General features: G+C 43.0%; 2 protein-coding genes. Both read left to right on the forward strand.

All coding sequences use genetic code 11. The features are described from left to right. A partial coding sequence (locus N1032_RS27030) for a hypothetical protein (protein ID WP_259543781.1) occupies positions 1-183 on the forward strand: 183 nt, incomplete at its 5' end. A 10-nt stretch (positions 184-193) separates the two neighbouring features. Then, the coding region (locus N1032_RS27035) for a hypothetical protein (RefSeq protein ID WP_259543783.1) at positions 194-561 on the forward strand (368 nt) is incomplete at its 3' end.

The following is a 561-nucleotide window of genomic DNA, read 5'->3' on the forward strand; positions in this document are numbered from 1 at the left end:
CAGTTTAAAGATTGTGTAGCGGCTAAGTACGACTTACGTCGTTCAACAAACTTCCGCATTTTCACTGGAGCCTGTACAACGACAGGTAAAGATGGTGGACAGGTTTATGTAAGTCAACTCCGTGCCGTTGGTTCTGACGACCACCACGGTGATGCCGTAGACAACACTGACCACAGCAATTAAAGGACAAGCAATGTCTGTATTAGCGACAGTTGTGAACCACAATGGACAAACCGTTGAAATGGATAAACCGTGCTTCGGTTTTATGTCTTATATCCATATGTGGAATGAAGATGAAGATTGGGATGATGATTATGACGAAGATGAAGAGCGGGAATACCCAATCGACGGATTCGATTCTAATCAGTTAAAAGAGCTTATCTATCATGCTCACCCATTCCAGCATATGAATGTCCCCGTAGAAGACCGTAAGCTTGCTTACAATGGTGTTCTGGATGCAGTTCAGAAATTACCTCAGTGGTATGCTGATGTGAAATTTGAACCAGTCGGTGACCCTTCTAAAAATCATTTCGAACTGGATATCACATTCCCTCTTCCAAA

Origin of the sequence: Herbiconiux daphne (genome assembly GCF_024979295.1) — a bacterium.
Taxonomy (GTDB): domain Bacteria; phylum Actinomycetota; class Actinomycetes; order Actinomycetales; family Microbacteriaceae; genus Herbiconiux; species Herbiconiux daphnes.